The sequence below is a fragment of the Actibacterium sp. D185-2 genome, assembly GCF_054954595.1.
The window spans coordinates 595909-622534 of the sequence record NZ_JBPWNX010000002.1; the positions used below are offsets into that span (position 1 = coordinate 595909).

A 26626-nucleotide genomic window follows, 5' to 3' on the forward strand; every position below is an offset into this window, starting at 1 on the left:
AAATGCCCGGGGTCAGTCCACCGCGGGGGTCAGCCGCCGACCGACACGATCCCAGCCCTTCAGCTGGGTGCGCACCGGGCGCAGCTCGCGGCTCAGGCGTCCGTGCAGGGTGCGCAGGGTCGTCTCGCGCCCGCTGGTCAAATGCACGGTCCTGCCGCCGGTCAGACGCACGAAAAGCTGCGCGATGTCGCCGGGGGCCTGGCCCCGCTTGATGAAGGCACTGCCGATCTTGTCGAACGGAACCGTACGCAGCGTGCGGACCTTGCCCCGCCGGTTGCACACGCCCTGGCGCAGGCAGCTTTTCACCACATCGACCTGCACCTCGTATCCCATGCCGCGTTCGGAAAGCCACAGGAACAACAGCGCGGGGATCCCCATCCCCAGGCTCGACGCGATCCGCCCCGGCATGTCCGGCCCCACGGCGGCGTTGACCTGCGGGAACAGCCAGCTGCCGCACGCCGCGATCAGGCAGGCACAGCCGGCCAGCGCGAAGGTCCGCTCGATCAACGCGGCGCGGTTGCCCCACTGCGTGTCGGAGCTGATGATATATCCCCAGTTCGTCTCACTCATACTGACCGATGGCCCTGTCGCCCCGGAACGGATCACACCGACGTTACTGAAGTTCGAATGCGCGGTCATGGCGCGGTCTCCTTCGGTATGGTTTCCCGAAAAATAGCCCGCAAACATGGTCAGAATGGGACAGTCCCCGCGCCATTTCGCGGCAAAGACGCTGTAATTTCACACAAATCCATACGGGCCGGACACCCGCCCCTGCATCCGCGCATGGGCCTTGTGCGCGATCCGCAGTTGCCCGGCGCAGGCAAACCCGTATCGTCGCGGACAACAAACAAGGAGTGTACCAATGGCCACATCCAACAGCGCCACCGCCTATGGCAGCGTGACCAAGGGCTTTCACTGGCTGACCGCCCTGCTGATCCTGACGATGTTCCCGCTGGGCATCGTCGCCGACAACCTGCCCTATGATACCGGTGCCGCGCTGGCGCTGAAGGCGCAGGTGTTCACGGTTCACAAGACGCTGGGCATCGTCACGTTCTTCGTGGCGCTGGCGCGGATCGTCTGGACGCTGGGACAGCGCAAGCCGGGCCTGCTGAACGCCGACAAACCGGCCGAGGCGTTTCTGGCCGAAATCATCCACTGGCTGCTTTATGCGTCCCTGGTGCTGGTGCCGCTGTCGGGCTGGCTGCACCATGCCGCCACCGACGGGTTCGCGCCGATCTGGTGGCCCTTCGGTCAGTCGCTGCCCCTGGTGCCGAAATCCCATGCGGTGGCCGAGTTTTTTGCCGGCTGGCACTGGGCGCTGGCCCTGCTGCTGTTGATCGCCGTCGGGCTGCATGTGGCGGGGGCGCTGAAACACCACCTGATCGACCGCGACGCCACGCTGCGGCGCATGTGGTTCGGCGCCGCCGTGGCCCAGACGCCGCCCGCCGCCGCCCACGCCACCCATCGGCCGCTGCTGGTCGCGAGTCTGGTCTATGCCGCGGCGCTGGGGCTGGGCACGGTGCTGGGCCTGTCCGCCGACCCCGAAACCGCCCCGGCCGCCGCCCCGCTTGCCGCCGTGCAAAGCGACTGGCAGGTGCAGGAAGGCAGCCTTTCGATCACCGTCAAACAGCTTGGCAATGACCTGAGCGGCGGCTTCGCCGACTGGACCGCCGCCATCACCTTCGACGAGCAGGCGACCGGGGGCCGCCACGGCACCGCCGATGTCACCATCGCGATCGGCAGCCTGACGCTGGGTTCGGTCACCGCCCAGGCCAAGGCCCCGGATTTCTTCGATGCCGAAGGCTTTCCCACCGCGCGGTTCACCGCTGATTTGCAGGAAGGCGCAGATGGCGCCTATCTGGCCGACGGCAACCTGACACTGAAGGGCGTCACCGTGCCGGTACAGATGCCCTTTGCCCTGGCCATCGACGGCGACCGCGCCGAAATGACCGGCCAGACAGTGCTGGACCGGCGCGATTTCAACATCGGTGAAAACCACCCCGACGAAGGCACGGTGGGCTTTGCGGTGGTGGTGGATGTGGCCCTGACCGCAACCCGTGCAGGGGAATAGACACGAAAAAACCGCCCGACGCGATGGCACCGGGCGGTTCGGTTTTCCGGAGGCTGCGCCGTTATTCGGCCTTCATCGCCTCGATCGAGATCATCACCGCGACCTCATCCGACACATAGGGCGCAAAGGCGCCGACGCCGAAATCGCTCCGCAATACGGTGGTGGTGGCATCAAACCCGGCCCAGTCCTTGTTGGCCATCGGATGCATCCCCGTCTGGTTCAGCTTGGCGTCCAGCACCACCGGCTTGGTGACACCGTTCAGCGTCAGATCGCCGGTGATCAGGGCGGTGGTGTCGCCGGTGACCTCGATCCCGGTCGAGGTGAAGGTGACCATCTCGTCCTCGGTCGCGGCAAAGAAATCGCCCGACATGAAATGATCGAACCGTTCCTGCCAGCCGGTCAGCATCGACATGACCGGCATCGTCACCGTCACCGACGACGCGGCCGGATCTTCGGCATCGAACACGATCTCGCCGGCAAAGCCCGAGAACATGCCATAGCCGGTCGAAAAGCCCAGGTGGTTGTAGGAAAAGACGATCTGGCTGTGACTGGAATCCAGCACATATTTGACCGGCTCGGCGGCTGCGGGCAGCGCCACAAGGGCCAGGGCGGCGGCAAGGATCGTGGATTTCATCTGTTAAACTCCGTGATGAATTGGGGCGGTCTGTCGCCTGTTACCATACCCCCAAGATCCCAGCACAGGCCCCGTCCGGCAACCCCGAAGCGCCGAACAGCCCCTGTTCAGCGGCACACAGCCCACCCGGCACGCTTGCATCATCGTGACCCGTGTGTATAAGGGCGCTTCCTTCCGCATCTCACTGAAACCGGCGCAGCCTCTCGTGAGCGGGCCGCGGAAGGTCCGGCCCCGCTCTATGAAATGCGCCCGTGTAAAACTGGAGCACACATGCCGCTGTACGAGCATGTCTTTATCGCGCGTCAGGATCTGTCCAACGCGCAGGCCGAAAGCCTTGTTGATCACTTCTCCACCGTTCTGTCCGACAACGGCGGCAGTGTCGTGGAAAGCGAATACTGGGGCGTCAAGACGATGGCCTACAAGATCAACAAGAACCGCAAGGGTCACTACGCCTTCCTGAAAACCGATGCCCCCGCGCCCGCCGTGCAGGAAATGGAGCGCCTGATGCGCCTGCATGACGACGTGATGCGCGTCCTGACCATCAAGGTCGACGCCCACCCCGATGGCCCCTCGGTGCAGATGCAGAAGCGTGACGAACGCGGCGATCGTGGCGACCGCCGCGAACGGCGCTGATCGAACGCATTAGGAAAGGATTGTAATCCATGGCTACCAAACCGTTTTTCCGTCGTCGCAAGGTGTGCCCCTTCTCGGGCGATAACGCACCCAAGATCGACTACAAAGATACCCGCCTGCTGCAGCGCTACATCTCCGAGCGCGGCAAGATCGTGCCGTCGCGCATCACCGCCGTCTCGGCCAAAAAGCAGCGTGAGCTGGCCCGCGCGATCAAGCGCGCCCGCTTCCTCGCCCTGCTGCCCTACGCCGTGAAGTAAGGAGCGAACCCATGCAAGTTATCCTTCTGGAACGCGTGGCCAAACTGGGCCAGATGGGCGAAGTGGTTTCCGTCAAGGACGGCTACGCCCGCAACTTCCTGCTGCCGCAGGGCAAGGCGATGCGCGCGTCCGAGGCCAATATCGCCTCGTTCGAAACGCAAAAAGCCCAGCTCGAGGCCCGCAACCTGGAAACCAGGAAAGAGGCCGAAGCGCTGGCTGCGAAACTCGACGGACAGCAGTTCATCGTGATTCGCTCCGCCTCCGACTCGGGCGCGCTTTATGGCTCCGTCACCCCGCGTGACGCCGCCGACGCCGCCACCGAGGCCGGCTTCTCGGTTGATCGCAAGCAGATCGTACTGACCGCCCCGATCAAGGATCTGGGCCTGCACACCGTCGCCGTGGTCCTGCACCCCGAGGTCGAAGTGACCATCGAGATGAACATCGCCCGCTCGCAGGAAGAGGCCGAACTGCAGGCCTCGGGCAAGTCGATCCAGGAACTGGCTGCCGAAGCCGAGGCCGAGGCCGAGTTCGAGATCGCCGAGCTGTTCGACGATATCGGCTCTGCCGCCTCCGACGACGAAGACCTGGCCCCGCGGGCCGAGGACGAAGAAGACGCCTGAGCGTCCTTCAGCACGAAACCGGAAAGCCGCGCCTGAAAGGGCGCGGCTTTTTCTGTGCGTGTAAAAACAGCGGCGCGTACCGCGCCATTCCTTTCCCTTTGCGCCCTTACGGGCGCGGCCTCCGGCGGGAGTATTTAGGCCAAGAAGAAGCCGCTTCTTCTCGGCTCAAATACTCAGACCCGAGCCGCCCTTCGGGCGGCGAGGTAAGTGGAATGGCCCGGAACGGGCCGCATTATTGAAACAAAAAAGGCCGCCCGGTCTGGGCGGCCTGTCGTGTCTGGATGCACAAGACGACTTATTCGTCGTCCAGTGCCTCGATGGCTTTTTGCAGCTCGTCCTTGGAGACCTCCTTCTCGGTCACCTCGGCCAGCTCGAACAGGTAGTCCACCACCTTGTCCTCGAACAGCGGCGCGCGCAGCTGTTGCTGCATCTGCGGGTTTTGCTGCACATATTCGAAGAACTGACGCTCCTGGCCCGGATACTGGCGGGCCTGATTCATCACCGCCTGGGTCATCTCGGCATCGGTCACCTCGACCTCGGCCTTACGGCCGATCTCGGCCAGCAGCAGGCCCAGGCGCACCCGGCGTTCGGCCAGCTTGCTGTGCTCCTCGGTCACCTCGATTTCGGGGTGGTTGTGGTCGTGCACATCGGGGTTGTCCTCGTGCCACAACTGATGTGCGATCTGCTTGGCTTCGGCCTCCAGCAGGCTGGGCGGCAGATCGAAGCCGACCTTGGTGTCCAGCACGTCGAGCAGCGACCGCTTCATCACCGCACGCGCGGCGCCGACATATTCGGCCTCCAGGCGCTCTGCAACCTGCGCTTTCAACCCGTTCAGATCCTCGGCGCCGAACTGCTTGGCCAGTTCGTCGTCGATCACGGCCGCCTTGGGTTCTTTCACCGCTTTCACGGTGCAGCTGAACACAGCATCCTTGCCGGCCAGGTTCTCGGCCCCGTATTCGGCGGGGAAGGCCACCTTGACCTCGACCTCGTCGCCGGCCTTGGCGCCGACCAGCTGATCCTCAAAACCGGGGATGAACGAGCTGGAGCCCAGCACCAGCGGGTAATCCTCGGCTGCGCCGCCTTCGAACGGCTCGCCGTCGACCTTGCCCAGGAAGTCGATCACGATCTGATCGCCATCCTCGGCCTTGGCCCCCGCCTTGCGGTCCTCGAAATTCTGCGCGGTGCCTGCCAGGCTTTCGAGCGCTTCGGCGATGTCGGCCTCGGCCGCCTTGACCACCAGCTTTTCGAGCGCGACGCCCTTCATCTCGACCTCGGGGATCTCGGGCAGGGCTTCGTAGGTCATTTCAACCACGACATCGTCGCCCTCTTTCCAGGCGTCATTGGTCATCTTGACGTCGGGCTGGAGCGCCGGGCGATCGCCGGTTTCGTCGAAATGCGCATTCATCGCGCCATCAACGGTTTCCTGCATCGCTTCGCCCAGCAGGCGCGGACCGAACTGCTTTTTCAGCAGCGCCATCGGCACCTTGCCCTTGCGGAAGCCCTTCATCTCGACATCCGGCTGCGCCTCGGCGAGCTTTTCTTGCACCTTCGCGTCCAGCTCGGCCGCGCTCACGATGATCTGATAGCCGCGCTTCAGACCCTCGTTCAAGGTTTCGGTCACCTGCATGTTGTCGTCCTTCTTGTCCATCCTTGGTGCGGGTGAAGGGACTCGAACCCCCACGCCTTGCGGCGCCAGAACCTAAATCTGGTGCGTCTACCAGTTCCGCCACACCCGCAAAACCACGAAGGCAGCCCCCGACACATGAGGACCGCCCCTGAAATCCGCGCCCTTCTAGCAAAGCCTTCAGGCGGATGCGAGAGGAAAGCGCCAAGATTTTTGTCGCCGGTAACCCAATTTTGACATATTCTTATCCAAAATAATAAGGCAGCAACGAGCGGAACCCAACATGACCCGAGCGAGCAAGTGGCGCGCAGGGCAGTGCGCAAGGCGTACGGCAGCCTGCATTGACCCCGGTGGACTGGCCGAAGGCACCACGATCCTGACCCTGGACGGCGCGTTGCCGGTCGAATTCCTGTCGCCCGGCGACCGGATCGTGACCCGCAATGGCGCCCGCAGCCTGCGCAGGCTGACGGCGCATCGGCTGACCGGGGCGCCCTATCGCATTTCGCCCGGCGCGCTGGGGCATGACAATCCCGACCGCGAGATGTTCCTGGCCCCCGGCCAGAAGCTGCTGATCCGCGATTGGCGGGCGCAGGCGCTTTACGGCGCGAAACAGGCGCTGGTCCCGGTCGCGCGGCTGGCCGACGGCACCTATATCGCCCGCGCGGCGGGCAAGGTCGGGCTGCGCCTTTATGCGCTTGAGTTCGACGGCGACGAAATCTTCTATGCCGATGGCATGGAAGTGGCCAGTGCCCCGCGCGCGACCGTTACCGCCTAAAGCCCCAGATCGCGCAACACCTGTGGCAGCATGTCCGGCAGATCCTCGGCGATCAGGCCGGGGCCGAATTTCAGCGCGCAATCCACATGCAGCCAGACCGCGGCCCGGGCCGCCGACATCGGTGCCAGGCCCCGCGCCAGCAACCCGGCCAGGATCCCCGCCAGAACATCGCCCGCCCCCGCCGTCGCCAGCCAGGGCGCCGCGCGGTCGTACCAGGCCGCGCTGATCGCGGCGGTGCCGTCGGCGGCGGCGATCACCGTATCGGGCCCTTTGAACAGCACCACGCAGCCGGCCCGCGCCGCCGCGTCGCGGGTGGCGTCGAGCCTGGAATAGGCCGGGCCCATGGTCGGGATTTCGGTCAGCTTTTCGGCAAGATCGGGGAACAACCGCGCGAATTCACCGCCATGGGGGGTCAGCACGCATGTTGCATGCAGCATCGCGAACAGCGCCTCGGGGCTATCCGCGAAAGAGGTCAGCGCATCCGCATCCAGCACCGTGGCCCGCCCTGCCCCCAGCGCCGCCTCGGTCAGGGCGCGCGCGTCCCGCCCGACGCCCAGACCGGGGCCCAGGCACAGCGCGTTGATCCGGGTATCGGCCAGCACCTCGGTCAGGGCCTTGGCGTCGCGCACCTGTTTCAGCATGATCGCCGTCAGTTGCGCCGCGTTTTCATCCATCGCCGAGGGCGGCGCGCCGACCGTCACCAGCCCGGCCCCGATCCGCAGCGCGCCGCGCGCCGCCAGCCGTGCAGCTCCTGTCCGGCCCGCGGACCCGGACAGGATCAGCGCGTGGCCGTGGTGGTATTTGTGGCCGGCATATTTGCCGATACTGCCACGCGGTGGCGCCCCCACCAAAGACACGGTCGCGGCCCGTGCGTCCCCTTGCAGCCCGATCGGCTGTACCACGACGCGCCCGCAGGCAAGCGGCGCCTGATCCAGCCGATGGCCCAGCTTCTCGGCGTGAAACGAAACGGTCAGGTTCGCGCGGATCGCCCTGTTCAGCGGTTGCGCCGCGCCCGGATAGCGCCCGCTGTCGGCGCACCAGCCGCTGGGCATGTCCACGCTGACGACCCTGGGCACGGCCGGATCGTGCAGCGATTGGGTGGCGCAGGCGTTCAGCGCAATTTGCATCTGCCGCAGGTCCAGAAACGGGCGTGACAGGCCGGTGCCGAACAGCGCGTCCACAACCAGGGCGGTTTCGGGGGCGTCGCCCGGAAACCCGGCAAACATGTCGTCCGACACCGGCGCAACCGCCCCCTGTCCGCACCATCGCTGATAATTCGCGCGCGCATCCGGCGGCAACCTGTCCGGGTCGCCGTACAGAAACACCGCCACTTCCCAGCCCCAATCCTTCAGCAGCCGCGCCACCACGAACCCGTCGCCGCCGTTGTTGCCCGGCCCGCACAGCACAACCGCACGGTGTGGCACGGCGGCCAGTTCCGGCCACTGCGCGAACACCGCCGCAACCACGCCACGCCCGGCGCGTTCCATCAGCTCCAGCCCGGTGACCGCGCCGCCGGCAATCGCGGCCTGCTCAATGGCGCGCATTTGGGCAGATGTAAGAAGCTCGGTCATCGCTTCGGACTTGAAATTTCAACAATGCGCATTTTTTCACCTTTTAGAACAAATTTTAATCACGCCATCCGAATTCCGCCGGGCCCTCCCGCCGCCGTTACCCTAGCCAATTGTTCCGGTCCGATGAAAGTGGTCTGACACCTGACAAAACAACATTTGCCAGGGAGTCGAGACCGTTGAAAAAGATCGAGGCGATCATCAAGCCTTTCAAGCTTGACGAGGTCAAGGAGGCCCTTCAGGAAATCGGCGTCCAGGGTCTGAGCGTGATCGAGGTGAAAGGGTTTGGCCGGCAGAAAGGCCATACCGAACTGTACCGCGGCGCTGAGTATGTGGTGGATTTCCTGCCCAAGGTGAAGATCGAGGTGGTGCTGGCCGACGACCAGGTCGAAAGCGCCGTGGACGCGATCATCGCCGCCGCCAAGACCGACAAGATCGGTGATGGCAAAATCTTCGTCTCGCCTGTCGAACAGGCGATCCGCATCCGCACCGGCGAAGCGGGCGAAGACGCACTCTGATATTTCAGATACACGAAGGGCGGGCCATCAATGTGCCCGACCTGAAAAGACCAGTTCAAAGAAGGGAAAAGGTCATATGAGCAAGGACGCAGTTCTGAAGACCCTCAAGGACGAGGATGTCGAATACGTCGACATCCGCTTCACCGATCCGCGCGGCAAGCTGCAGCACGTCACCGTGATGGCGGATCTGGTGGACGAAGATTTCCTGGAGGAAGGCTTCATGTTCGACGGCTCGTCGATCGCCGGCTGGAAGTCGATCGAAGAGTCGGACATGAAACTGATGCCCGACACCGACAGCGCCTATATGGATCCGTTCTATGCGGAGAAAACGCTGTGCATCCATTGCTCGGTCGTCGAGCCCGACACCGGCGAACCCTATGCCCGCGACCCGCGCGGCACCGCCCAGAAGGCCGAGGCCTATCTGATCGCCTCTGGCATCGGTGATGTGTCCTATTTCGGCCCCGAAGCCGAATTCTTCCTGTTCGACGACGTGCGCTATTCGGTCGAGATGAACAAAGTGTCCTATCAGGTGGACGCGCTGGACGCGGCCTGGAACACCGACACCGAATATGAAATGGGCAACATGGGCCACCGCCCCGGCATCAAGGGCGGCTATTTCCCGGTCAACCCGACCGATGACGCGCAGGATCTGCGCAGCGAAATGCTATCGACCATGAAGCGCATGGGCATGAAGGTCGACAAGCACCACCACGAGGTCGCGTCGTGCCAGCACGAGCTGGGCCTGATCTTCGGGTCGCTGACCCATCAGGCCGACGAGTTGCAGAAATACAAATACGTGATCCACAACGTGGCCGCGGCCTATGGCAAATCGGCTACCTTCATGCCGAAGCCGATCTCGGGCGACAACGGCACCGGGATGCACGTCAACATGTCGATCTTCAAGGATGGCAAGCCGCTGTTCGCCGGCGACAAATACGCCGATCTGTCGGACGAGGCGCTGTGGTTCATCGGCGGCATCCTGAAGCACGCGAAAACGCTGAACGCCTTCACCAACCCGGCGACCAACAGCTACAAGCGTCTGATCCCGGGCTTCGAGGCCCCCGTTTTGCGCGCCTATTCGGCCCGTAACCGGTCGGGTTGCGTGCGTATCCCCTGGGCGGAAAACCCCAAGGCCAAGCGCGTCGAGGCCCGCTTCCCCGATCCGGCGGCCAACCCCTATCTGTGCTTTGCCGCGCTGCTGATGGCCGGCCTGGACGGCATCAAGAACAAGATCGATCCGGGCGAAGCCTCGGACAAGGATCTGTACGATCTGCCGCCCGAAGAGCTGGCCGGCATCCCGACCGTCTGCGCCTCGCTGCGTGAAGCGCTCGAATCGCTGGAAGCCGATCACGACTTCCTGCTGGCCGGTGACGTATTCACCAAAGACCAGATCGAGGGCTACATGGAACTGAAGTGGGAAGAGGTTTACGCCTTCGAACACACACCGCACCCGGTCGAGTTCAAGATGTATTACAGCTGCTGAGTTCAACTACAAGATGTATGAAATGAACGGGGCGCCTTCGGGCGCCCCGTTAACGATTGTGGCGAAAACCGCGCAATCTTCCTGAAGTCATGGAGAATTTTTTTAGAATCGGCCCAACTGTTTCCTTAATCTTCCGTCAACCTGTCCAAAGAGCGACCCCGTCCGCGTTGACGGAGAAACGCCCAACGGAGACAGGAAAATGTCGGATCAAACGAACGGTAACAGAGCGACGATTCTGTTCGATGCCCCGGTGGGCCTCGACTTCGTCGAACTGGTTAACGAGTTGCAGCGACCGTTTCGTAATATCGCGCTCGAGTTCGAGCAAACCGCCGTGGCAGAAGGCAGCCATGCCCTGTTCATCAGCGACTCCATGATCGTGCGCGTGGGCTATGCCCCGCAAACCGATTGGGCCAGGCAATTGCAGGGCTGCGAACGCCCGTCGCAGCCAAAGGTTTCAACCGCGCTGGTGGATGCGCTTCTGGAAGAGGTGCATCAGGCGCTCGAAGTCACGGTCGAGGGTGGCCCGGGCCGCGCCATGCCCGAACGGACGCGGCTGGCAGCCTGTTATCACGTCGTGCGGCACCTGCTGCGCCGGCACGACGCCAGCCTGGTGCACTGGTCGCTCAGCGACACGCTGTTCACCGCGGAAGAGTTCGAAAACCCCACCGCCATGGCCGCCCCCGGCCTGCCCCGCCGCCCCGAGCGGCGCGAACGCCGCCGCACAACCCCGCGCCCGAAAATGGATCTGGCGATGATCGCCAACGCGGCGCCGGGCACCCACCCCGAAGCGGCGGCCTTCCAGCCACAGCCGGACGCAGCTTTTGCCGATGGGATGCAGGCCCGCGACGCGACGGCGCAGGACGATACGCCCGCCCATGCGTCGGTGCACGATATGAGCCTTGAGGAAGAGCGCCTGCGCCGTAACCGCAAAACGATCTTCACCGATGGCGAGCCCGCGACGAAGGCCAGCCGCCGACCGCCGCCACGCGACGAAATCGGCCTGCTGGAACAGCTCACCACCTATGTGATGACGATCACCATCATGGTGCTGTCCTTCCCGGTGGGCGTGGCGATGCTGATCTATACCGTGCTGCGGGGCGAGAACCTGAACATGACCGCGCGGGCCATGTCACTGACCGCTGTCGGGGTCGGGCTGGCCTCCAGCCCCGTGTCGGACATGCTGACCGCGATGATCTGAGCCGGCAGGACCGACCGGACCTGCACGCGCCCAAAGGCCCCCGCCCGCACGGGGGCCTTCGTCATGGCCGGGCTGCGGTCAGCGCCGCGCCTCCTGATAAGCGATCGGATGATCCTCCAGCGCGGCGGTTTGCGCAGCACTCAGATCCGTGCGCCGCAGCATATAGGTGTGGATCGAAAACACCGCGGCACCGGTTTCGGGCAGGCGCAGGATGCATTGCCGCTCGGACCGCAGGAAGGGCGCAGGCCCTGCCGCCCTGGTGCGCGGCGCGGCCTCGGGGCGCGGCTGAAACAGGGTGGGATCGTCATAGAAATGCGCATTGGCCCGCCACAGCACCCGGCCCGGCCTGATCCCGTCGAACAGGCGCTGCACCCGCGCGGCAATATCGGCGTCGTAAGGCGTCACCGGCACATGGATGCGGATCAGCGGGCGCATGAATTTCTCGGCCAGGGTCCAACTGGCCGGAAAGCACAGGATGGCGCCGGTCAACACATGCTCGCCCTGCCCGCCCGGGTGCAGGATGCAGAAATCCTCCTGCACCAAGCGGCCCAGCGTCAACAGCGGCGCGGCCCGGTCCAGCGCCACCGTCACCCCGTCCGGGCGGGTCACCGCATCCCCCGCCACATCGAACCCGTCGCGCCCGTCCAGATCGCCCAGCACCAGTTCCAGCAGCTCCTGCGCGGCCGTCAGCGCCGACGGTTCCAGCGCATGCACGGCGTCGCGCGCTTCGGCGATCAGCCGGTCGCGCTCGGCCATCTGACCGGCATAAGCCTCATCCACCACCAGCCAATCGGTGAAGGCCAGCGGCTGAATGCCCGGCAGCCGCGCCATGCGCGGATCGGCCCAGGGGGTATAGGGAAGACGGGTCTGCAGGATCATAGGGGGCGGATTCGCTGTTGGGGTGGGGCCGTCGGGTCACGATCATGCTAGGCCCCTGAGCGGCAGAGATAAATACCCCGCGCCGCTTTTCCGCACTCTCCCGTCACCATGGTGTTACGATACCCAGACAGACCTTGCGATGGCCGCGCGGTTTGCCCACTCTGGGCGCGGGGCGGCGATCACGGGGGACATACCATGCCGATGGAGAAAATCACGTTCACGGGCCATTCCGGCGCGCCGCTGGCCGCCCGGCTGGACCTGCCCGAAGGGCCGCATCTGGCCACTGCACTGTTTGCCCATTGCTTTACCTGCGGCAAGGATATCCACGCCGCGCGCCGCATCGCCGGGCGACTGGCGGCGATGGGCATCGCGGTGCTGCGCTTCGATTTCACCGGGCTGGGCCATTCGGGCGGCGAGTTCGAGAATACCTCCTTCACCACCAATGTGGGTGATCTGGTGGCCGCGGCGGGCTATCTGGCGGCGCGCGGCATGGCGCCCGGCCTGCTGATCGGCCATTCGCTGGGCGGCGCGGCGGTGCTGAAGGCCGCGGGCGGGATCGACAGCGCCCGCGCGGTGGTCACGCTGGGCGCGCCGTTCGACCCCGCGCATGTGACGCGCAACTTCGCGGTGGCGCATCCGCGAATGCATGGCGACGGCTCGATCGAGGTGCAGCTGGGCGGGCGCCCGGTACAGATCGGCGCCGGTTTCATCCGCGATGTGGCCGAAGCGGAACTGGCCCCCGCCATCGCCAATCTCGAACGCGCGCTGCTGGTGATGCACGCCCCGCGCGATCAGGTGGTAGGGATCGAAAACGCCACCCAGATCTTCACCGCCGCCAAACACCCCAAAAGCTTTGTCACCCTCGACGAGGCCGATCACCTGATCACGTCGCCATCCGATGCCGAATACGCGGCCGAGGTGATCGCCGCCTGGTCCGGCCGCTATCTGGCGCTGACCGCGCCACCGCCGCCGCCCGGCGCGCCCGAAGGCGTGGTCCGGGTCAGCGAGGCCGACCCCGCGGGCTTTCTGCAGGATGTGCAGAACGGCCCGTTCCACCACACGCTGGCCGACGAGCCCGCGGCCTATGGCGGCACCAACAAGGGCATGTCGCCCTACGGGTTCCTGGCGGCCGGGCTGGGGGCGTGCACCTCGATGACGATCCGCATGTATGCCCGGCGCAAGGGCTGGCCGCTGACCCATGTGCGGGTCGATGTGACCCATGACAAGGTCCATGCCCAGGACGCCGAACACGGCACGCCGCACAAGGTGGACCGCTTCACCCGCGATATCGTGCTGGAGGGCGACCTGGACGACGACCAGCGCGCCCGCCTGCTGGAGATCGCCGATAAATGCCCGGTGCATCAGACGATGGAACACAGCAGCCTGGTGGAAACCCGCCTGGTTGGCTGACACGAAAACCGCCGGGGCTTCTTCTCGGCGCCAATACTCCCGCCGGAGGCAAACCGCCCGAAGGGCACAAACGAAATGAGGCGCAGCCAGCGGCTGCGCCTCGCATTCAGATCAGACCCTGGGAAGGATCAGCCGCGGGCGCGGCCGGCCAGCTTCCACACGCCCGGCACCAGCATCGCCGCCAGCCCCAGCTTGAGCAGGTCACCGATGATGAACGGCGTCAGGCCCCAAGCGAGGATCGGCTTGTCGAAACCGTAAAGCTGGCCCAGCCACAGCAGGCCCGGCACATAAAGGATCGCGTTACCCGCCAGCATCGCCAGCGCCATCTTGCCCGCCGAGCGGTCCCAGCCGGCGCGCGCCGCCATGCCCAGCAGCACGGTGGCCATGACATAGCCCAGCAGATAACCGCCGGTGCTGCCCATCATGTATTCCACGCCGTTCAGTTCGGCGGTGGAACTTTGGAACACGTCAAAGCCAAGCGCGCCGATGCCCATGTAACCGATGATCGTCGCCAGGCCCAGGCGCGGGCCATAGGCGGCACCGATGGTCAGCACCGCGAAGGTGCCCATGTTGATCGACACCGGCCACATCGGCACCTTGATCTTGGCGGCCACGGCAAGTGCCGCGATGCCCAGAACGAACAGCACCGCCTGCTTGATACGCAGGGCGGCACCTTCGGCGGGCCAGAGTTTTTCGGCAAGGGTTTTGTCGGTCAGGGCAAGCGTCATGGGGGCGTCTCCGTGATGATAAGTTTGCGTTGTTTTGCCCCAAGCGCCCCACGCGTGCAAGATTCAATCGGTTTTCCGGCTATAATCGCTGCGCATGACATAGTCCTTGCGCGGCCCCGTCACCCGCCAGGTGGCCTGCCAGCCGGGCCAGTGCCCGAAATCATAGCTGACCTGATAGAGATCGGGGTCACAGTGATGCGTGGCCTGTGGTGCCTGCCCCGGCCCGATCACATGAAACGGCCGGCCGTCTGCAAAAAACAGCACGATGCCGTTTTCGGCCGGGCGCCACAGATAGCGCCGGCTGGCCGCCATCGCGGGCTGGCCGGGCACCTGCAACAGGCCCTCTTCGTCATAGCGCAGCCCCGCGCCGTCGGGGGTCAGCAGCGCGCGCCCCTCGAACCGGGTCCGCCCGCCCGCCCTTGCATCCTCGATGTCCCGGCGGATGATCCATTCCCCGGCAAATGCGTCCAGTCTGGGCACCCGATCCCCCCGCAAGCTTGCCGCCATCCCGTTCGGCGTTTATGGAACGCACAATCCCATAACTCAAGCAAGGCCCGCCGATGATCCCCCGCTATTCCCGCCCCGAGATGGTCGCCATCTGGTCGCCCGAGACCAAGTTCCGCATCTGGTATGAGATCGAGGCCCATGCCTGCGACGCGCTGGCCGCCCTCGGCACCATCCCCAAGGAAAACGCCGAAGCGGTGTGGAAAGCCAGGGACGTGGAATTCGACGTGGCCCGGATCGACGAGATCGAGGCCGTGACCAAGCATGACGTCATCGCCTTCCTGACCCATCTGGCCGAAATCATCGGCAATGACGAAGCCCGCTTCGTGCATCAGGGCATGACCAGCTCGGATGTGCTCGACACCTGTTTCAACGTGCAACTCGTGCGCGCCGCCGACATCCTGATCGCCGATATGGACAAGCTGCTCGAGGCGCTGAAGCGCCGCGCCTATGAACATAAGGACACGGTGCGCATCGGCCGCAGCCACGGCATCCATGCCGAGCCCACCACCATGGGCCTGACCTTCGCCCGCTTCCATGCCGAGATGCAGCGCAACCGGAACCGGCTGGAAAAGGCCCGGTTCGAGATCGCCACCGGCGCGATCTCGGGCGCGGTCGGCACCTTCGCCAATATCGACCCGGCGGTCGAGGAGCATGTCTGCGAAAAGCTGGGCCTGGTGCCCGAACCGATCAGCACTCAGGTGATCCCGCGCGACCGCCACGCGGCCTTCTTTGCCGCCCTCGGCGTGGTCGCCAGCAGCATCGAGAATGTCGCGACAGAGATCCGCCACATGCAGCGCACCGAAGTGCTGGAGGCCGAGGAATTCTTTTCCGCCGGGCAAAAGGGCAGCTCGGCCATGCCGCACAAGCGCAACCCGGTGCTGACCGAAAACCTGACCGGCCTGGCCCGGCTGGTGCGCATGGCGGTGGTTCCGGCGATGGAGAACGTGGCGCTGTGGCACGAGCGTGACATTTCCCACAGCTCGGTCGAGCGCAACATCGGCCCCGACACCACGATCACGCTGGATTTCGCACTGGCCCGGCTGACCTCGGTGATCGACAAGCTGGTGGTCTATCCCGAGAACATGCTGGCCAACATGAACAAGTTCCGCGGGCTGGTGATGTCGCAGCGGGTGCTGCTGGCGCTGACCCAGGCCGGCGTCAGCCGCGAGGATGCCTATAAGCTGGTGCAGCGCAACGCGATGAAGGTCTGGGAGCAGGGTAAGGATTTCAAGACCGAGCTGCTGGCCGACCCGGATGTGACCGCCGCCCTGAGCCCCGCCGAAATCGAGGAAAAGTTCGACCTAGGCTATCATACCAAGCATGTGGACACGATTTTCGCCCGCGTCTTCGGCGAAAGCTGACCCATTTCGGCCGGGCCGCGTCCCGCGATAGGGGAATCGGCCCGGCTGTGATAGGGTTTTCCCGTTCCAGATGGGAGAACCGACATGACGCGCAAGACCATTTTCGCGGTGCTGGCGTTTTCGCTGACCCCGGCGCTGGCCATGGCGGATTGCAAGTGGGAAAAGATCAACGCGAGCAGTTGCGCCGAAGGTCAGATGTTCGACACCAAGACCGGTGCCTGCGTCGACAAGGCCACCAGCTGATCTGCCAGAACCGCGACAGGGACACGGGTACCGTACACGGGCGCCCGTGTCTTCAAATTGCGCGCCTGCGGCGCATGCCTTTGATTTTCGCACTGCGTGCGGGTGCCTCCGGCGGGAGTATTTGTGCCGAGAAGAAGCGCAGGGGTGCGCCCCGGCGGATTTCGGCCCGGCGATAATGGGGCCTTAACCCTTTTGCGGCCAGTCTGGTCCCGACCGGAAAGGACCGCCCCGTGACCATCGCCCTGCCCCATCCCCTCGACCCTGCCGCGCCGTTGCCCGCACGCGCGCCGTTCAGCCGCCGCCGCAAGGCCGCGATCATCGTGCGGCTGCTGCTGTCCGAAGGTGCCAGTCTGCCGCTGGGCGACTTACCCGAGGATATCCAGACCGCGCTGACCGCCGAAATCGGCGCGATGCGCTATATCGACGGCGACACGCTGCGCGCGGTCGTGGCCGAATTTCTGGAAGAGCTGGAAAAGGTCGGCCTGACCTTTCCCGGCGGGATCGAGGGTGCGCTGCAATTGCTGGACGGCCATATCAGCGCGGGCGCCGCCGACGGGCTGCGCGCCGCCAATGCCGGGGCCCCGCCCGATCCCTGGGTGCGAATCGCCGCGCTGGAGGCTGACAAGCTGCTGCCACTGATCCGCGCCGAAAGCACCGAGGTGGCGGCGGTGCTGCTGTCGAAGCTGGCCACCGGCAAGGCGGCCGAGCTGCTCAGCCGCCTGCCCGGCGATCAGGCCCGGCGTATTGCCTGTGCCGTGTCGCTGACCGGTCAGGTCGCGCCGGCGACGGTGGCACGGATCGGCGCCACACTGCTGGATCAGCTTGCAGCGCAGCCGCAAAGCGCCTTCGCCGAACCCGCGGCGGCACGGATGGGGGCGATTCTGAACAGCGCCCCCGCCGCCACCCGCGACGATGTGCTGGCCGGATTGCAGGAGGCCGATGCCGGTTTTGCCGAAAACGTGAAGAAGGCGATCTTCACCTTCGCCGACATCCCCGACCGGATCGCCCCCCGCGACGTGCCCGCGATCACCCGCGTGGTGGCGGCCGACAGTCTGGTCACCGCCCTGGCCGGGGCCGACGAGGCCGAGGCCGCGGTGGCGTTCATCCTTGAAAACATGTCCCGGCGCATGGCCGACCAGCTGCGCGAGGAGATCGGCGAACGCGGCGCGGTGCGCCCCAAAGAGGCCGAGGCGGCGATGAGCGACGTGGTCGCCGCCATCCGCGCGCTGGAAGAAACCGGCGAGCTGAAACTGATCGTGACCGAGGAAGAGGAGTGATCCGGCACCGGCGCGCCCGTGCTTGTGATCGCGCGGGGCGGGCTCTATGTGTGCACATCACGGACCCGCGCGGCGGGTGGGCGGACGACGCAGCGGCGAAGGAATGGCATGGCACAGGCGCGCGACAAGGGACGGACCATCGGCAACTGGCTGATCGACCGTATCCTGCGCGGGCTGATCGGCCTGGCGCTGGCGCTGCCCTATGCCACGCGCGTACGCCTGATGGGCTGGTTGACCCGGGCGGTGATCGCCCCGCTGGCTGGCTATCTTGGCCGGGCCGAGGCCAATCTGGCGCTGGTCTGGCCCGACCTGCCACAGGCCGAGCGCAGCCGCATCGCCCGCGCGGTGGCCGACAATGCCGGCCGCACCCTGATCGAGAATTATTCCAACAAGGACATGCTGGCGCGCATGGCCGGGGTCACGCCCGCCGGGCCGGGCCTGGCGGTGCTGGAACAGGCCCGCCGCGACAAACGCCCGGTGCTGCTGATCACCGGGCATTTCGGAAATTACGAGGCCGGGCGCGCCGCATTGGTGGCGCGCGGCTTCGACATCGGCGGGTTGTATCGCCCGATGCAGAACCCCTGGTTCAACGAGCATTACCGCCGCACGATGGAAGACATGGGCGGCCCGGTCTTTGCACAGGGCCGACGCGGCACCGCCGGATTCGTGCGACATCTGAAACAGGGCGGCATGATGGTGCTGCTGATCGATCAGCACAATTACCGCGGCGCGCATCTGCGCTTCATGGGGCTACCGGCGCAGACCGCCACCTCGGCCGCCGAAATCGCCCTGAAATACGGGGCACTGGTGATCCCGTTCTATGGCATCCGCCAGCCCGACGGGCTGCGCTTTGCGGTCGAGATCGAGGCCCCGATCCCCGCCAGCGACCCCGAAACCATGACCCAGGCGCTCAACGACAGCCTGGAGCGGCAGGTCCACGCCCATCCCGAACAGTGGTTCTGGATTCACCGGCGCTGGAAAACCGTGGGGACGCCCGGAAACCCCTAGCGCAGGCGCGCGGCGGCCAGGATCGGGCCATGCCCCTGCTCCTGCAAGATCGCCACCACAGGCGCGTCGCCGGTCAGATCGAAGCTCAGCGACAGCGGCGCGCGGCCGTCCCATTTTGCGACCGGGTTCCAGCCGGTGACGATATTGGAATAGCGGATCGTGCGCCCGGCATTCTCGCCCCGCGTGATCTGTACGGTCTGCTCGGGGATATAGCGCACCAGTTGCAGCACCATGCCGCGCGGCAACGGCCGCAGCGCGCTGGCGGTGACCCGCAGCCGCGCCCCGTCGCGCACCAGCGTCAGCGTCACCGGCGCCGGCTGTGCACGATGCGTCTGAATCAGTTCGGCCAGTTCCATCGGACGGTGGCCCACCACATGCTCGGCCCCGCCAATCACCATCTGCGGCGTATAGATCGACCGGCTGCCCACCGCCCGCGCATAGGCTTTTTGCCGATCGGTGAAGGACGGGTCGGCGAACTGATCCTTCCAGCCGATGTAATCCCAGTAATCCACATGCAGCGCCAGGGCGATCACATCGTCGCGCCGGGCCAGTTCGGCCAGCAGCTCATCGGCGGGCGGGCAGGACGAACAACCCTGCGAGGTGAACAGCTCGACCACCACCGGTGCCGCTGCGTCCTGCGCCGAAGCGCCGCCCGCCAGCGACAGCCAGATCACCGATATTGCGCAAATAATGCGGCCCATTCATCCCCTGCCTTCTGCTTGTGTCATCCCGCCCCTTTCCTATGGCACGCCCCCCCTCCGTGCCAATCAAGGTTTCGAGAGAGCCCCGCGAGCGGGTGTAGAAATGCAACGCCGCCCACTCGGTGTGCAATGGTATACACTTTTTTCGGCTCCCCCCTTGAACGACTCCCCGAAAAGGGGCAAGAGCAGGGCAGCACAATCCTCCGCATCACCTGAGGGAGCCAGACCTATGCCCATTACCGTCGGACAAGACACCGCCCAAACGCGCCGCACGCTCAGCGTCGGGGCGCAAAGCGTCGCCTACTACTCGATCCCCGCTGCCGAAGCGGCCGGCCTGGGCGATTTTTCGCGCCTGCCCGCCGCGCTGAAGGTGGTGCTGGAAAACATGCTGCGCTTCGAGGACGGCAAGACCGTTTCCGTCGATGACATCAAGGCGTTTTCCGACTGGGCCGAAAAGGGCGGCCAGAACCCGCGCGAGATCGCCTATCGTCCGGCTCGCGTCCTGATGCAGGATTTCACCGGCGTGCCCGCCGTGGTCGATCTGGCCGCGATGCGCGACGGGATCGTGGCCCTTGGCGGCGACGCGCAGAAGATCAACCCGCTGAACCCGGTCGATCTGGTCATCGACCACTCGGTCATGATCGACGAGTTCGGCAACCCGCGCGCCTTCCAGATGAACGTGGACCGCGAATATGAACGCAACATGGAGCGGTACGTCTTTCTGAAATGGGGGCAGAAGGCGTTCAACAATTTCCGCGTGGTGCCGCCTGGCACCGGCATCTGCCATCAGGTGAACCTGGAATATCTGGCCCAGACCGTCTGGACCGATACCGATCAGACCGGCGCCGAAGTCGCCTATCCCGACACGCTGGTCGGCACCGACAGCCACACCACCATGGTCAACGGCCTGGCGGTTCTGGGCTGGGGCGTCGGCGGGATCGAGGCCGAGGCCGCGATGCTGGGCCAGCCGATTTCGATGCTGATCCCCGAGGTCGTCGGGTTCAAGCTGACCGGCGCGATGGTCGAGGGCACCACCGCCACCGATCTGGTGCTGAAGGTCGTCGCGATGCTGCGTCAAAAGGGCGTGGTCGGCAAATTCGTCGAATTCTACGGCGAAGGGCTGGATCACCTGCCGCTGGCCGACCGGGCCACGATCGCCAACATGGCGCCCGAATACGGCGCGACCTGCGGCTTCTTCCCGATCGACGCCGAGACCCTGCGCTATCTGCGCCAGACCGGCCGCGACGAGGACCGCATCGCGCTGGTCGAGGCCTATGCCAAGGAAAACGGTTTCTGGCGCGGCGCCGATTACGCGCCGGTCTATACCGACACGCTGGAGCTGGACATGGGCACCATCGTGCCGGCGATTTCCGGCCCCAAGCGTCCGCAGGATTATCTGCCGCTGACGCAAGCCTCTGACGCGTTCTTCAAAGTCGTGTCCGAGTTCCGCGGCGAGGATGAGTCGAACGGCGCCCATGACATGCTGAACGAGGCCCCCGCCCCCGACACCATAATTGACCCGCGCAAATCGGTGAAGGTGAAGGGCGAGGATTACGAGCTGCGCGACGGTTCGGTCGTCATCGCCTCGATCACGTCGTGCACCAACACCTCGAACCCCTATGTGATGATCGGTGCCGGTCTTGTCGCCCGCAAGGCGCGCGCGCTTGGCCTGACCCGCAAGCCCTGGGTGAAAACCTCTCTGGCGCCGGGATCGCAGGTCGTCAGCGAATATCTGGAGGCCGCGAACCTTCAGGACGATCTGGACGCGATCGGCTTCAACCTGGTCGGCTATGGCTGCACCACCTGTATCGGCAACTCGGGCCCGATCCAGAAGGAACTGTCCGACGCAATTGCCGAGGGCGATCTGGTCGCCACCTCTGTCCTGTCGGGCAACCGCAACTTCGAGGGCCGGATTTCGCCCGATGTCCGCGCCAACTATCTGGCCTCGCCGCCGCTGGTCGTGGCCTATGCGATCGCCGGTGACATGAATATCGACCTGACGACCGAGCCGCTGGGCCACGCCACGGACGGCACCCCGGTCTATCTGAAAGACATCTGGCCCACGAACAAGGAAATCGCCGATCTGGTGCACGCCACCGTGACCCGCGAAGCGTTCCAGTCGAAATATGCCGATGTGTTCAAGGGCGACGAGAAATGGCAGGCGGTGGAAACCACCGACAGCCAGACCTATGACTGGCCGCCGCAATCGACCTATGTGCAGAACCCGCCCTATTTCCGTGGCATGAGCGCCGAGGCCGGTACGATTTCCGACCTCAGCGGCGCCAAGGTTCTGGCGGTTCTGGGCGACATGGTCACCACCGACCACATCAGCCCGGCCGGATCGTTCAAGGACACCACGCCCGCCGGCAAATACCTGACCGAGCGTCAGGTCGCGCCGCGCGACTTCAACTCCTACGGCTCGCGCCGCGGCAACCACGAGGTCATGATGCGCGGCACCTTCGCCAATATCCGCATCAAGAACGAGATGCTGGACGGGGTCGAAGGCGGCTATACGCTTGGGCCGGACGGGGTGCAGACCTCGATCTTCGACGCGTCGATGGCCTATCAGCAGGCTGGCACCCCGCTGGTGATCTTCGCGGGCGAACAGTATGGCGCGGGGTCTTCGCGCGATTGGGCCGCCAAGGGCACCGCATTGCTGGGCGTCAAGGCCGTGATCGCCGAATCGTTCGAACGCATCCACCGGTCCAACCTGGTTGGCATGGGCGTGATCCCGTTCGAGTTCACCGGCAACGACACCCGCAAGTCGCTGGGCCTGAAAGGCGATGAAACCATTGCGATTTCGGGTCTTTCCGGCGATCTGAAACCGCTGTGCGAGGTGCCCTGCACCATCACCTATGGCGACGGGACCGAGAAGGTGATCCAGCTGAAATGCCGGATCGATACCGAGGTCGAGATCGAATATGTCGAAAACGGCGGTGTGCTGCATTACGTGCTGCGCAACCTCGCCAAGTCGGCCTGACCGCCATGCCGCGCGTCGCCCTTATCACAGGTGCGGCGCGCGGCATTGGCCGGGCAATCGCCGCGGATCTGGCGGCCGATCACCGGGTCGTCATCACCTTCCTTGACGGAAAATCAGAGGCTGCGGCGTTCGCTGCGGCCTTTCCCGATTCCCTGACCCTGCATGCCGATCTGTCCGACCCCGCCGCCGCGGCGCGGGTCGTGGCCGAAACCGTCGCCCGGTTCGGGCGGATCGACACGCTGGTGAACAATGCCGCCGTTGCGCCCCTGACCCCGTTCGACACCCAGGATTTCACCCCCCACAGCGCCATCTTCGCGGTCAACGCGATTGCGCCCATGGCGCTGCTTTCGGCCGCGCTGCCGCATATGGCGCCCGGTTCTGCGGTTGTGAACATCTCGTCGATCAACGCGGCGCGGCCGCCGGTTTCGGCCCCGGCCTATGCCGCCAGCAAGGCCGCACTGGACGCGATCACCAAGGCCGCGGCCAAGGATCTGGGCCCCCGCGGCATTCGCGTCAACGCCGTCGCCCCCGGCCTGATCGAAACGCACGAGAAGCCGCGCCCGGCCGATCTGGTGGCGCAGGTCATTGCACAGACTCCGCTGCGCCGCAGCGGCACACCTGACGACATTGCCCGCGTGGTGCGCTTTCTGGCCTCGGACGCGGCCGGTTTCGTCACCGGAGAAGTGCTCACCGTTTCGGGCGGATACGGGCTTTAGACCGGATTTACGCGCCACGGATCGCCAGCGGAACGGCGGAAACACTCCGTTTCTCTGCGTTGCAGCAAAAAAGGGGCGAAATCCTGACGCGAATATATTAATAACGTGCCCATGTGGACACGCTTATCCAGATTCGCCCTGCCGATGCCAGTCTTTGAACTGCTGGCCTATGCGGCCTTCATCCTGCTTCTGGCCGGGGTGGCCTGAGCCGTCCTATTGCGCTGCGGCGATGGCCGGGCGGATCGTCTTTTCCAGAATATCACGCGTGATCGGGCCTGCGGTACGGTGCAGAATGGTGCCGCTGCTGTCGATCACATAGGTTTCGGGCACGCCGTAGACGCCCCATTCCAGCGCGGTGCGCCCGTCGCCATCGGCGGCCAGCGCGGCATAGGGGTCGCCCAGTTCTTTCAGGAAATTCATCGCCTTGAGCGGATCGTCCTTGTAGTTGATACCATAGATCGGCACCCCCTCGGCGGCGAGTTGTTCCAGAACGGGATGCTCGACCCGGCAGGGCGCGCACCAGCTGGCCCAGAAATTCACCAGCTTCACTCCCGGCGTGCGCAGCGTTGCGTCATCGAAAGGCGCGCCCTCGCCCAATGCGGTCACGGTCAGCGCCGGCGCCTGCTGGCCGATCCGGGTCGAGGGCAACTCGTCGGGATTGTCCCGGCCCATGCCCAGAAAGAACAGCGCCGCCAGTCCGGCAAACAGCAACGGCGGCAGCAGCATCAGAACGGAAATCTTCGGTTTAGCCATTGCGCGCACGCCTTTGTTCCACGTCATCCAGTTGCCGGCGCACCCGCGCCCCGCGCCACAGGGTCAGCGCCACCAGCCCCAAAAGCAGCACGATGGTCACGCCGTAGGCGCCCAGCACCACGCCGGTATATTTGCCAAGATCGGGGATCATGCCATCCTCTCGCGCGCAAGCAGCGCTTTCAATCGGCGGGCGCGGATTTCCGTCCGCGTGCGCGCCAGCACCAGCGTCACGAACAACAGGACAAAGCCCGCCATGCAGATCAACAGCGGGTAATAGAACGCATCGGCCACATGCTCTTCGGCATCCATCGACATCGACGCCCCCTGATGCAGCCCCTGGTTCCAGAAATTCACCGCATAACGGCTGAGCACCGCGAACACCGATCCCACCATGCACAGGACCGATGTCAGATCGGCGGCCGCATCGGGGTTCTCGACCGCCTCCCACAAGGCCATGTAGCCCAGATAGAACAGAAACAGCACCAGAAACGAGGTCAGCCGCGGATCCCAGGCCCACCAGGTGCCCCACATCGGCTGGCCCCAGATCGCCCCGGTAAACAGCGCGATCAGCGTCATCACCATGCCGACCGGCGCCGCCGCCCGCGCCGCCAGCGCCGAAACGTGATGCCGCCGCACCAGCCAGATCAGGCTTGCGACCAGCATCATCAGCCAGGCATTGATTGCCATCAGCGCGGCGGGCACATGGATGAACATGATCTTGACGGTGGCACCCTGCTTGTAATCATCCGGGGTCAGGAAAAAACCCCAGACCAACCCGGTCAGCAGCGTCAGCGCGGTCAGCACGGACAGCCCGGGCAGCACCACCTGCGTGGTCTGCATGAACTTCTTCGGGTTCGCATATTGCCAGAGCGATGCCATAAACGTCTCTTACGTCCTTGTTGATTCCAGCTCAACTGAATAGCGCGTGAAACCCGTCATCGCAGGTTCACCCGAATCGCGGCGGCTGCGGCGAACGGCAGCAGCGCACAGGTGGCCAGGGTGATCCCGCCCAGCATCAGCGCCGGCGTGGCGGTGGCCAGCCCGCCCGCGCCGCGCTTGACGGTCTCGGCGCCGAAGATCAGCGTCGGCACATAAAGCGGCAGCACCAGCAGCGACATCAGCAGCCCCCCGCGCTTCAGCCCCACGGTCAGCGCCGCGCCGAACGTGCCGATCACCGACAGCGCGGGCGTGCCCAGCCCGAGGCTCAGCATCAGCCAGCCGAACCCGGCCGGGTCTAGGTTCAGCAGCGTGCCCAACACCGGCGCGGCCAGTACCAGCGGCAGGCCGGTCGTGACCCAATGCGCCGCCGCCTTCATCGCGACCACCCCTTCCAGCGGGATCGGCGCGGTGGCCAGAAGATCGAGCGAGCCGTCCTCGAAATCCAGCGCGAAAATCCGGTCCAGCGACAGCAGACAGGCCAGCAGCGCGCCCACCCACAGGATCCCAGGCGCGATGGCCGACAGGATGCCGCTTTCGGGGCCGACGCCGAACGGCACCAGCACGGTGACGATCAGAAAGAAGGCAAGCCCCAGGCCGAACCCGCCGCCGGCGCGAATCGCAAGGGTCAGGTCGCGGGTCAGCAGCGCGATCACAGGAAGGCCTCGTCGAAATCGTCCATCTCGCGCGGAACCGCCTTGAACGGGGTCAGGTCCAGCACCTGCGCGTCGAACCCCAGATCGATATGGGTGGCGATCAGCGCCGCGCCGCCACCGTCCAGATGCCGCCGCACCGCCTGACCGAACAGCGCGACCGAGGCCACGTCAAGCGACACGGTGGGCTCGTCCAGCATCCAGATCGGGCGGCCCGTGACCAGCAGCCGCGCCAGTCCCAGCCGCCGCTTCTGCCCGGCCGACAGGTTCTGCGCCTGCCGGTTGGCCAATTCGGTCAGGTTGAAATCGCGCAGCGCATGGTCGATGCCCGAGGTGCCGAAAATCCGGGCCCAGAATGTCAGGTTTTCGGCCACGCTCAGCGTGGCCTTCAGCCCATCGGCATGGGCGGCGTAGGTCATGCTTTCCCGCGGCGCGGAAATGGTGCCCGACAGCGGCGGCTGCAACCCCGCAAGGGTGCGCAGCAGCGTGGTTTTCCCAATTCCGTTCGGACCGCGCAGCAGCAGCGCCTTGCCGGCGGTCAGGGTGAAACCCACCCCTTCCAGAACGGGAATGCCGCCGCGGGCGCAGGCAAGGTCGGATATGGTCAGGTCCATGCGGTCGGCTTAGCCCATTCGGCGCTGGCGGCAAAGCAATAATTCCGTTTTGAAACAAAGCGTCGCAGGGCTTCTTTTTCGCGAAAATATCCCCGCCGGAGGCATAAAATCTAATCCCCGACCGCCCCCACGGGCAACAGCGCGGCAGCGATGCGCCGGCCCTCGGACAGCAACACGTTATAGGTGCGCGCAGCGGCGGGGCTGGCCATGGGCTCCACCCCCAGCCCGGCCGCTTCCAGCGTCTCGCGCAGCGCGGCGGGGATATGCGCGGTCTCGGTCCCGGTGCCGACGAACAGCACATCGACCCGGCCCGCCAGCGCCAGCAAGGGGGCCGCATCCGTCAGCCCGCCCCAGGGCGCGGCGCCCGCATCGCTGACCAGCACGGCGCCATGATGCACCTGACCGCCGACCCGGAAGAAACCGGGCCCGTAGCCGTCGATCGGCACCGCGTCGTTATAGATCACTTCGTTCATTCGCAT

The 26626-nt window shown here is 65.3% G+C and carries 29 protein-coding genes and 1 tRNA gene; 15 read left to right on the forward strand and 15 right to left on the reverse strand.

The genetic code is table 11. The features are described 5' to 3' along the window. Positions 1 to 12: 12 nt before the first annotated feature. Complete coding sequence (locus ACSR1C_RS06455) at positions 13 to 639, reverse strand: hypothetical protein (protein ID WP_460258513.1); 627 nt, start codon at positions 637 to 639, stop codon at positions 13 to 15. A gap of 223 nt (positions 640 to 862) precedes the next feature. Between ACSR1C_RS06455 and ACSR1C_RS06460 the strand changes: the two genes are divergently transcribed. Next, complete coding sequence (locus ACSR1C_RS06460; RefSeq protein ID WP_460258514.1) at positions 863 to 2071, forward strand: cytochrome b/b6 domain-containing protein; 1209 nt, start codon at positions 863 to 865, stop codon at positions 2069 to 2071. Positions 2072 to 2132: 61 nt separating this feature from the next. Here the strand turns inward: ACSR1C_RS06460 and ACSR1C_RS06465 are convergent, their stop codons facing one another. Next, positions 2133 to 2705, reverse strand: coding sequence for a YceI family protein (locus tag ACSR1C_RS06465; protein WP_460258515.1), 573 nt, complete (start codon positions 2703 to 2705; stop codon positions 2133 to 2135). A gap of 270 nt (positions 2706 to 2975) precedes the next feature. Between ACSR1C_RS06465 and rpsF the strand changes: the two genes are divergently transcribed. From rpsF to rplI, 3 genes are read left to right on the forward strand one after another with little or no spacing between them, the layout of a single operon-like run. Next, positions 2976 to 3338 carry a 30S ribosomal protein S6 gene (rpsF, locus tag ACSR1C_RS06470; RefSeq protein ID WP_460258516.1) on the forward strand — a complete coding sequence of 121 codons (363 nt, stop codon included), beginning with the start codon at positions 2976 to 2978 and terminating at the stop codon, positions 3336 to 3338. A gap of 29 nt (positions 3339 to 3367) precedes the next feature. Further along, on the forward strand, positions 3368 to 3595 hold the full coding sequence (rpsR, locus tag ACSR1C_RS06475) for a 30S ribosomal protein S18 (protein ID WP_013961325.1): 228 nt from the start codon (positions 3368 to 3370) through the stop codon (positions 3593 to 3595). Positions 3596 to 3606: 11 nt separating this feature from the next. Further along, positions 3607 to 4215 (forward strand): 50S ribosomal protein L9, encoded by a 609-nt coding sequence (gene rplI / locus ACSR1C_RS06480; protein WP_460258517.1) that lies wholly within the window; start codon positions 3607 to 3609, stop codon positions 4213 to 4215. 295 nt (positions 4216 to 4510) lie between these two features. Here rplI and tig read toward each other — a convergent pair whose 3' ends face one another. Further along, positions 4511 to 5842, reverse strand: coding sequence for a trigger factor (gene tig, locus ACSR1C_RS06485; protein WP_460258518.1), 1332 nt, complete (start codon positions 5840 to 5842; stop codon positions 4511 to 4513). 24 nt (positions 5843 to 5866) lie between these two features. Continuing rightward, positions 5867 to 5951, reverse strand: a tRNA-Leu gene (locus ACSR1C_RS06490). Between the two features lie 171 nt (positions 5952 to 6122). On the opposite strand from ACSR1C_RS06490, the gene ACSR1C_RS06495 reads away from it, so the two are divergent. Then, positions 6123 to 6614: a Hint domain-containing protein gene (locus tag ACSR1C_RS06495; protein ID WP_460258519.1), complete on the forward strand. Its 492-nt coding sequence runs from the start codon at positions 6123 to 6125 to the stop codon at positions 6612 to 6614. Here ACSR1C_RS06495 and ACSR1C_RS06500 read toward each other — a convergent pair. Beyond that, positions 6611 to 8185, reverse strand: coding sequence for an NAD(P)H-hydrate dehydratase (locus ACSR1C_RS06500; protein WP_460258520.1), 1575 nt, complete (start codon positions 8183 to 8185; stop codon positions 6611 to 6613). The two genes, ACSR1C_RS06495 and ACSR1C_RS06500, sit on opposite strands and share 4 nt — an antisense overlap. 176 nt (positions 8186 to 8361) lie before the next feature. Between ACSR1C_RS06500 and ACSR1C_RS06505 the strand changes: the two genes are divergently transcribed. The 3 genes from ACSR1C_RS06505 (at position 8362) to ACSR1C_RS06515 (ending at position 11381) form a co-directional block, all read left to right on the forward strand. After that, positions 8362 to 8700, forward strand: coding sequence for a P-II family nitrogen regulator (locus ACSR1C_RS06505; protein WP_460258521.1), 339 nt, complete (start codon positions 8362 to 8364; stop codon positions 8698 to 8700). Between the two features lie 76 nt (positions 8701 to 8776). Then, positions 8777 to 10183 (forward strand): type I glutamate--ammonia ligase, encoded by a 1407-nt coding sequence (gene glnA / locus ACSR1C_RS06510; RefSeq protein ID WP_460258522.1) that lies wholly within the window; start codon positions 8777 to 8779, stop codon positions 10181 to 10183. Positions 10184 to 10382: 199 nt separating this feature from the next. Further along, a complete protein-coding gene (locus ACSR1C_RS06515; RefSeq protein WP_460258523.1) occupies positions 10383 to 11381 on the forward strand; it encodes a hypothetical protein in 999 nt (332 codons plus the stop codon). A 78-nt stretch (positions 11382 to 11459) separates the two neighbouring features. Here ACSR1C_RS06515 and ACSR1C_RS06520 read toward each other — a convergent pair whose 3' ends face one another. Further along, positions 11460 to 12260, reverse strand: coding sequence for a heme-dependent oxidative N-demethylase family protein (locus ACSR1C_RS06520; protein ID WP_460258524.1), 801 nt, complete (start codon positions 12258 to 12260; stop codon positions 11460 to 11462). A 195-nt stretch (positions 12261 to 12455) separates the two neighbouring features. On the opposite strand from ACSR1C_RS06520, the gene ACSR1C_RS06525 reads away from it, so the two are divergent. After that, positions 12456 to 13670: a bifunctional alpha/beta hydrolase/OsmC family protein gene (locus tag ACSR1C_RS06525; protein WP_460258525.1), complete on the forward strand. Its 1215-nt coding sequence runs from the start codon at positions 12456 to 12458 to the stop codon at positions 13668 to 13670. A 128-nt stretch (positions 13671 to 13798) separates the two neighbouring features. Here ACSR1C_RS06525 and ACSR1C_RS06530 read toward each other — a convergent pair whose 3' ends face one another. After that, positions 13799 to 14398 (reverse strand): biotin transporter BioY, encoded by a 600-nt coding sequence (locus ACSR1C_RS06530; protein ID WP_460258526.1) that lies wholly within the window; start codon positions 14396 to 14398, stop codon positions 13799 to 13801. Between the two features lie 63 nt (positions 14399 to 14461). Next, positions 14462 to 14878, reverse strand: a complete 417-nt coding sequence (locus ACSR1C_RS06535; protein ID WP_460258527.1) for a DUF6314 family protein — start codon at positions 14876 to 14878, stop codon at positions 14462 to 14464. A gap of 80 nt (positions 14879 to 14958) precedes the next feature. Here ACSR1C_RS06535 and purB point away from each other — a divergent pair, with 80 nt between their 5' ends. The 4 genes from purB (at position 14959) to ACSR1C_RS06555 (ending at position 18794) form a co-directional block, all read left to right on the forward strand. Continuing rightward, positions 14959 to 16266: an adenylosuccinate lyase gene (gene purB / locus ACSR1C_RS06540; protein ID WP_460258528.1), complete on the forward strand. Its 1308-nt coding sequence runs from the start codon at positions 14959 to 14961 to the stop codon at positions 16264 to 16266. A gap of 84 nt (positions 16267 to 16350) precedes the next feature. Then, positions 16351 to 16509, forward strand: a complete 159-nt coding sequence (locus tag ACSR1C_RS06545) for a hypothetical protein (protein ID WP_460258529.1) — start codon at positions 16351 to 16353, stop codon at positions 16507 to 16509. A gap of 230 nt (positions 16510 to 16739) precedes the next feature. Beyond that, positions 16740 to 17786: a flagellar motor switch protein FliG gene (locus tag ACSR1C_RS06550; RefSeq protein WP_460258530.1), complete on the forward strand. Its 1047-nt coding sequence runs from the start codon at positions 16740 to 16742 to the stop codon at positions 17784 to 17786. A 108-nt stretch (positions 17787 to 17894) separates the two neighbouring features. Continuing rightward, positions 17895 to 18794: a lysophospholipid acyltransferase family protein gene (locus ACSR1C_RS06555; protein WP_460258531.1), complete on the forward strand. Its 900-nt coding sequence runs from the start codon at positions 17895 to 17897 to the stop codon at positions 18792 to 18794. Here ACSR1C_RS06555 and ACSR1C_RS06560 read toward each other — a convergent pair. Then, entirely contained in the window at positions 18791 to 19495 is a 705-nt protein-coding gene (locus ACSR1C_RS06560; protein WP_460258532.1) for a DUF1223 domain-containing protein, read from the reverse strand. The two genes, ACSR1C_RS06555 and ACSR1C_RS06560, sit on opposite strands and share 4 nt — an antisense overlap. A gap of 229 nt (positions 19496 to 19724) precedes the next feature. On the opposite strand from ACSR1C_RS06560, the gene acnA reads away from it, so the two are divergent. Then, positions 19725 to 22475, forward strand: a complete 2751-nt coding sequence (acnA, locus tag ACSR1C_RS06565) for an aconitate hydratase AcnA (protein WP_460258533.1) — start codon at positions 19725 to 19727, stop codon at positions 22473 to 22475. A gap of 5 nt (positions 22476 to 22480) precedes the next feature. Continuing rightward, a complete protein-coding gene (locus ACSR1C_RS06570) occupies positions 22481 to 23191 on the forward strand; it encodes an SDR family NAD(P)-dependent oxidoreductase (protein ID WP_460258534.1) in 711 nt (236 codons plus the stop codon). Positions 23192 to 23404: 213 nt separating this feature from the next. Here ACSR1C_RS06570 and ACSR1C_RS06575 read toward each other — a convergent pair whose 3' ends face one another. From ACSR1C_RS06575 to ACSR1C_RS06600, 6 genes are all read right to left on the reverse strand, one after another. Then, the gene (locus tag ACSR1C_RS06575; protein ID WP_460258583.1) at positions 23405 to 23917 is read right to left on the reverse strand and encodes a DsbE family thiol:disulfide interchange protein; all 513 of its coding nucleotides are present in this window, start codon (positions 23915 to 23917) and stop codon (positions 23405 to 23407) included. 19 nt (positions 23918 to 23936) lie between these two features. Continuing rightward, positions 23937 to 24095, reverse strand: coding sequence for a heme exporter protein CcmD (gene ccmD, locus ACSR1C_RS06580; RefSeq protein ID WP_460258535.1), 159 nt, complete (start codon positions 24093 to 24095; stop codon positions 23937 to 23939). Then, positions 24092 to 24823, reverse strand: a complete 732-nt coding sequence (locus ACSR1C_RS06585) for a heme ABC transporter permease (protein ID WP_460258536.1) — start codon at positions 24821 to 24823, stop codon at positions 24092 to 24094. The genes ccmD and ACSR1C_RS06585 overlap by 4 nt, the downstream gene beginning before the upstream one ends. Before the next feature lie 56 nt (positions 24824 to 24879). After that, positions 24880 to 25536: a heme exporter protein CcmB gene (gene ccmB, locus ACSR1C_RS06590; RefSeq protein WP_460258537.1), complete on the reverse strand. Its 657-nt coding sequence runs from the start codon at positions 25534 to 25536 to the stop codon at positions 24880 to 24882. Then, entirely contained in the window at positions 25533 to 26147 is a 615-nt protein-coding gene (ccmA, locus tag ACSR1C_RS06595; RefSeq protein WP_460258538.1) for a heme ABC exporter ATP-binding protein CcmA, read from the reverse strand. The genes ccmB and ccmA overlap by 4 nt, the downstream gene beginning before the upstream one ends. Positions 26148 to 26257: 110 nt before the next feature. After that, complete coding sequence (locus ACSR1C_RS06600) at positions 26258 to 26626, reverse strand: Mth938-like domain-containing protein (RefSeq protein ID WP_460258539.1); 369 nt, start codon at positions 26624 to 26626, stop codon at positions 26258 to 26260.